Origin of the sequence: Kitasatospora sp. NPDC057512 (genome assembly GCF_042802135.1) — a bacterium.
In the GTDB taxonomy this organism is placed as follows: domain Bacteria; phylum Actinomycetota; class Actinomycetes; order Streptomycetales; family Streptomycetaceae; genus Kitasatospora.
Genome location: NZ_JBHVET010000550.1, coordinates 1 through 5,949, shown reverse-complemented (window position 1 = coordinate 5,949; position 5,949 = coordinate 1). Strand labels below are relative to the sequence as shown.

General features: G+C 75.0%; 6 protein-coding genes. 2 read left to right on the top strand and 4 right to left on the bottom strand.

Translation table 11 applies throughout. From position 1 onward, the window contains the following. Positions 1–148: 148 nt before the first annotated feature. On the top strand, positions 149–1,699 hold the full coding sequence (locus ACFU6K_RS28830; RefSeq protein WP_380667873.1) for an APC family permease: 1,551 nt from the start codon (positions 149–151) through the stop codon (positions 1,697–1,699). Between the two features lie 34 nt (positions 1,700–1,733). Here the strand turns inward: ACFU6K_RS28830 and ACFU6K_RS28825 are convergent, their stop codons facing one another. The 4 genes from ACFU6K_RS28825 to ACFU6K_RS28810 form a co-directional block, all read right to left on the bottom strand. Next, positions 1,734–2,453 (bottom strand): DUF2470 domain-containing protein, encoded by a 720-nt coding sequence (locus ACFU6K_RS28825; protein WP_380667871.1) that lies wholly within the window; start codon positions 2,451–2,453, stop codon positions 1,734–1,736. A gap of 150 nt (positions 2,454–2,603) precedes the next feature. Continuing rightward, a complete protein-coding gene (locus ACFU6K_RS28820) occupies positions 2,604–3,032 on the bottom strand; it encodes a RidA family protein (protein WP_380667869.1) in 429 nt (142 codons plus the stop codon). A 28-nt stretch (positions 3,033–3,060) separates the two neighbouring features. Continuing rightward, entirely contained in the window at positions 3,061–3,810 is a 750-nt protein-coding gene (locus ACFU6K_RS28815; RefSeq protein ID WP_380667867.1) for an IclR family transcriptional regulator, read from the bottom strand. 31 nt (positions 3,811–3,841) lie between these two features. Continuing rightward, complete coding sequence (locus tag ACFU6K_RS28810; protein WP_380667865.1) at positions 3,842–4,981, bottom strand: sugar kinase; 1,140 nt, start codon at positions 4,979–4,981, stop codon at positions 3,842–3,844. A gap of 242 nt (positions 4,982–5,223) precedes the next feature. Between ACFU6K_RS28810 and ACFU6K_RS28805 the strand changes: the two genes are divergently transcribed. Next, positions 5,224–5,949, top strand: a 726-nt coding sequence (locus tag ACFU6K_RS28805; RefSeq protein WP_380667863.1) for an alanine racemase, incomplete at its 3' end; no start/stop codon positions are given.

The following is a 5,949-nucleotide window of genomic DNA, read 5'->3' as shown; positions in this document are numbered from 1 at the left end:
GTGTTCGAGCGGTCGAACGAAGCGTCAACTCCGGTGTCCCGCCGGGGGATCGCCGGGATCGCCGGGCGCTCGCGGGGCGCCATGCTGGCGGACGGTCAGCGCCCGGCCGGTCCGGCGGTCGGGCGGGTCCGGGAGGCGAGGAGGCCGGATGGCGGTCGGCAGCGGGGACGTGACGGGGGAGACGGCCGGGCGGGAGCGGCCCGGGGCGGACGGGGTCGACCGGCTGAAGGCGGACTCGGTCGGCCTGGTCGGCGTGGTGTTCATGGCACTCGCCACCGCCGCCCCGATCACCGCGATGACCGGCAACCTGCCGATCATCGTCGGCCAGGGCAACGGCGCGGGCGCGCCCGCCGCGTACATCGTGGCGACCGTGGTGCTGACGGTGTTCTCGGTCGGCTACGTGGCGATGGCCCGGCACATCACCGCGGCCGGCGCGTTCTACGGCTACGTCTCGCACGGGCTGGGGCGGGTGGCGGGGATGGCCTCGGGGCTGCTCGCGGTGCTCGCGTACGTCGTCACCGAGGCCGCGGCCCTCGGCTTCTTCGCGTACTCGCTGCGCGGGCTGGTCCGTTCGCAGCTGGGGGTGGACCTGGGCTGGGGCTGGTACGCGCTGTTCGGGGCGGCGGTGATCGGGGTGATGGGCTGGTTCGACCTGCATCTGACGGCCAGGGTGCTCGGGGTCGCGCTGGTGCTGGAGATCGGGGTGCTGTCGGCGGTCTCGCTGGCGGTGCTGCTCTCCGGCGGCGGGCCGGACGGGCTCGCGGCCGGGACCCTGAACCCGCTGAACGCGCTGAAGGGGGTGGGGAGTTCGGGTACGTCGGCGGCCGGGCTCGGGCTGTTCTTCGCGTTCTGGTCCTGGGTGGGCTTCGAGTCCACCGCGATGTACGGCGAGGAGTCCCGCGACCCGAAGCGGGTGGTGCCGCGGGCCACGTTGATCTCCGTGATCGGGGTCGGGCTGCTCTACGTCTTCGTGTCCTGGATGATCGTGTCCGGCAACGGGGTCGAGCGGGCGGTCGCGGTGGCGGGCGGCGCGGTGCCGGGCAAGGACGGCAACAGCCTGTTCTTCGACCAGCTCGCCGTGCACCTGGGGGCCTGGGCGGTGAAGGTCTTCCAATGGCTGGTCGTCACCGGCTCGTTCGCCTGCGCGATGGCCTTCCACCAGTGCGCGGCCCGGTACCTGTACGCGATCGGGCGGGAGGGGCTGCTGCATCCGGCGCTCGGCCGCACCCATCCGCGGTACGGCTCGCCGCACGTCGCCTCGGTGACGCAGTCGGTGATCGCGGTGGGACTGGTCGCGGGGTTCCTGGCGGCGGGGATGGACCCGTACGCGCACCTGTACACGCTGCTGGCGCTGCTCGGGACGATGGCGATCCTGGTCGTGCAGACGCTCTGCTCCTTCGCCGTGGTCGGGTACTTCCACGTGCGCGGACGGCACCCGGAGACGGCGCACTGGTTCCGGACGCTGGCCGCGCCGCTGGCGGGCGGGGTGGCGATGGCCGGGGTGGTGGTGCTGCTGGTGCTCAACCGGGACGCCGCGGCGGGGGCGGCGGCGCACACGCTGCTGTTCCGGCTGATCCCGTACCTGGTGATCGGGGTGTTCCTGGGCGGGATCGGGCTGGCGCTCGCGGTGCGCCGGTGGCGGCCCGGACTGTACGCGCGGATCGGGCGGGTGGTGCTGGAGGACGCGGTCGAGCGGTGACCGGGTTCGGGCGGTCCCGGCGGGCGGGCCGGGTTCAGCGCCGGTGGACCGGCAGGCCGTTCTGGGCGGCGGCCAGCAGCTCGTGCATCCGGTGGCCGAAGTCGTCGGTGTCCCTGGCCGGTTCGGGGAAGACCAGGCGGACGTCGCGGTGGCCGTGCGAGTGGTCCAGGCGCAGCACCAGGCCGTGGCGGTCCAGGGCGAGCGGGCGGACCTCCGGGGCGTGGGCGAGCACGGCCGGGTCGAGCAGCCGGGTGAGGACGTCGAGCGCCTCGGCGTGGTCGTCGGCGAGGTGGGTGAGCAGCATGGCCTCGTACCGGGCCAGCGGGTCGGGGGCGGCCAGGGCGAGGTCGGCGGCGGTGATCGCGCCGGTGCCGTACGGGGTGGCGAGGACGGCGTGGGCGACGTCCACCCGCAGGTGCACGCCGAGGCCGTCGTCGGCGAGGTGGGCCAGTTGCAGCCGGCCGGCCAGGGTGAGGCGGGCGCGGACGCGGTCGCGGACGGCGACGGGGGCGACGTCGGTGACGTCGAGGACGACGGCGAGGCCCTCGGTGGCGCCGACGGCGGCGGTGGTGAGCGGGTCGTCCAGGGCGGCGCGCAGCCGCAGCCGGGAGCCGTGCACGGAGACCGGGGTGTCCAGGTGGTGGTGCTCGCCCAGGGCGCGGACGGTGAGCGAGGAGGTCGTGCTGAGCAGGCTGTGGATCCGGTCGGCGGTGCTGGGCTCGGGGACCTCGGTGTCGCCGGTGGGCAGGCTCATGGGCGGACCTCCAGTTAGTTAGGTGAGCCTAACCTAATATTCGGAGGGGGGTGTGGCAAGCAGGCGGCGGGGCCGGCGGACGGGCCCGGGCAGACGGAAGGGCCCGGACGCGCGGGTGGCGTCCGGGCCCTTCCGTCGGGCGGGGCGGAGTCAGCCGATGACGGCCTGGGCGTCGATCTCGACCAGCATCGGCTCCTGCGGCAGCTCGACGAAGACGGTGGTGCGGCACGGCTTCACGCCGCCGGGCTTGACGTTCTCGTCGATGAACTCGGCGTAGACCTCGTTCATCAGCGGGAAGTCGGCGCGCTTGGTGAGGTAGACGCGGAACATCACCACGTCCTCGATGGTGGCGCCGCCGGCCTCGACGATGGCCTTGACGTTCTCCAGGGTGCGGCGGGTCTGCGCCTTCACGTCGCCGTGGTGCAGGTACTCACCGGTGGCCGGGTCCTGCGGGCCCTGGCCGGAGACCTGGAGGAACGGGCCCTTGCGGACGCCCTGGGAGAACATCCAGGCGGGGGCGGGGGCGCCGTCGGTGCGGATCTCGGTCTTCTCGAAGGTCTGGGGGTGCTCGGCGGACATGGGCTTCCTTACGTTGCGTGACGGTTCGTCAGGTGTGGTCGGGGCGGCCGCAGTCGGCCGAGACGGCGCGGGTGGTGGCGAGCAGCTGCGGGAGCAGGTCCAGCACCTGCTCGTACGGCAGGACGACGTCCGGGACGGAGATCGAGGCGGCGGCGACCACCCGCCCGCTGGCGTCCCGGACGGGCGCGGCCACGCAGTTGATGAAGGACTCGTGTTCGGCGTGGTCCTGCGCCCAGCCCTGGGCGGCGACCTTCTCCAGCTCGGCGAGCAGCGCCTCGGGGGTGGTCAGGGTGCGCTCGGTGTGCCGGACGAAGTCGATCCCGGCCACCACCCGGCGCCGCTCGGGCAGCGGCAGGTCGGCCAGCAGCACCTTGGAGACGGCGGCGCTGTGCAGGGCGGCGCGCAGGCCGATCCGGGAGTACATCCGCACCGGGTGGCGGGAGTCGAACTTGTCGATGTAGACCACCTCGCCGCCCTCGTACGCGGCCAGGTGCACGGTCTGGCCGGTGGCGGCGTTCAGCTCGGCCAGGTGCGGGGCGGCGATCCGGCGTACGCCGCGCTGTTCCAGGGCCAGGCCGGAGAGCGCGAAGAGGCCGGCGCCCAGGTGGTAGCGGTAGGCCGCGTCGCGATAGACGAATCGTTCCTCTTCGAGGCTCTGGAGCAGTCGGAGCACGGTCGTCTTGTGGACGCCGAGCACCTCGGCGAGCTGGTCGAGGGAGCGCTCGCCCTCGCCGAGCTCGGCGAGGATGCGCAGGGCGCGGGTGACGGTCTGGCTCATCGTGCTCCGCTTCGAGGGCTGGGGTTCCCGCTCATTGTGCCCGGGTCCGGTCGGCGGACGGTGACCGGTCGGCCGACGGCGTCCGGTCGGTCGGGTGTGCGGGGCCGGCGGGCAGGGACGGGCCGGTGATGCCCTCCGGGGTGACCCGGGTGGCGGCCCAGTGGGCCGGGGAGGCGTCGAGCAGGGCGGCCACCACGGCGGCGTCCGGCAGCTCGGCCTGGTCGCCGTGGGCGGTCAGCGCGCAGGCGGCGCTCAGGTGGCCGAGCCGCAGCCGGCGCCGCTGGTCCAGGCCCCGGACGGTGCCGGCCAGGTAGCCGGCCGCGAAGGCGTCGCCCGCGCCGGTGGCCTCGACCACCTCGACCGCGAGGGCCGGCTCGGTGACCGCCGTACCGTCCTGCGCCAGGGCGGTGACCTGCCGGGCGGCGTCCTTGACCACGACGGTGGCCGGGGCGGGGAAGCGGCGGCGGAGCGCGGCCGGGTCGCCGGTGCCGAAGGCGGCCTCGGCCTCGTCGGCGCCGAGCAGCAGCAGGTCGGCGGCGTCCAGCAGCGGCGGCAGGACGGCCGGGTCGCGGTCGAGCCACAGCGAGGGGCGCCAGTTGAGGTCGAAGCTGACCAGGCGGCCCGGACGGCGGTCGGCGAGCAGGGCGCGCAGCAGGGCCAGGCAGTCGTCGGAGAGCGCGGCCGTGATGCCGGACAGGTGCAGCAGCCGGGCGCCGGCCAGCAGTGCGGCGGCGGCCGGGTCGGCGAGCAGGCCGGGGGAGAGCGCGGCGGCCGCGGAGCCGCGCCGGTGGTAGTGCAGCCGGCTGCGGCCGGGGCCGAGGTCGTGGCGGTCGCCGGTGCTGCCGCCGACCTCCTTCAGGTAGAGGCCGGTCGGGCGGTGCGGGTCGACCGCGACCGCCGAGACGTCCACGCCGCGGGCGGCGACCTCGGCGAGCAGTCGGCGGCCGAAGCCGTCGTCGCCGACCCGGCTGATCCAGGCGGTCGGCACGCCGTGCGCGGCCAGCGCGCCCGCCACGTTGGACTCCGCGCCGCCGACCGAGAGCCGGAAGTTCTCCACCGACTCCAGCGGGCCCGGGCGGTCCGGCAGCAGGACGGCCATCGACTCGCCCACGCACACGGCCGTCGGGGGAGGACCGGGGCGGGTCGGGCCCGGGGTGTCCTGTCGCGGCATGTGCGGGGCTCCTCGTCTGCGGCCGTTCCGTCGAGAGCGGGCCCACCGGGTCGACTCCGCGGCGCGTGAGCGCCGCGTCCGTCCGTGAGCACCGCGTTCTGCGCGAGCGCCGCACGTGAGCCGACCCCGTCGACCGGGAGTCCGGTCCGTTGACCGTGATCCGGCGCCGATGCTAGAACCGTGTTGCCAGCATGTGCAACCCTCGTTGCACATGTTGCAACCTGTGCGGATGGAGGAACACGGTGGAGCAGACCTTCGCAAGCAGCGGTACCGGGCCGGGGATCGCCCGTGGAGCGGTGGCGGCCCTGGCCGACGAACCGCTCGACTGGCGGTTCAAAGCCGCTCCGCCGCAGTCGTGGGGCCGCAGCACGCGGGAGTGGCTCGCCACCGGCCCCACCCTCTCCTCGCTCGGCACCCCGCTGCTCACCCTCGACGGCGCCGCCCTCGACCACAACGTCCGCACCATGGCCGACTGGTGCGCCAAGGCGGGCGTGGCGCTCGCCCCGCACGGCAAGACCACCATGGCGCCCGCCCTCTGGCAGGCGCAGCTCGACGCCGGAAGCCACGGCATCACCCTCGCCAACCTGCCGCAGGTGCGGATCGCCCGGGCCTTCGGGGTCCAGCGCATCCTGCTCGCCAACGCCCTGCTCGACCCGGCCGGACTGGCCTGGCTCGCCGACGAACTCGCCGCCGACCCGGACTTCGCCTTCCTCTCCTGGGTCGACTCCGTCGAGAGCGTGCGGCTGATGGACGAGGCGCTGCGCGCCGCCGGGGCCGAGCGGCCGGTCGAGGTGCTGGTCGAGCTCGGCGGCCCCGGCGGGCGGACCGGCGCCCGCGGTGCGGACGCCGCCGTCGAGGTCGCCGCCGCGGTGCTGCGCGCCCCCACCCTGCGCCTGGCGGGCGTCGGCGGCTACGAGGGTGCGATCGCGCACGACGCCTCGGCCGAGGGGCTGGCCGCCGTCCGCGGC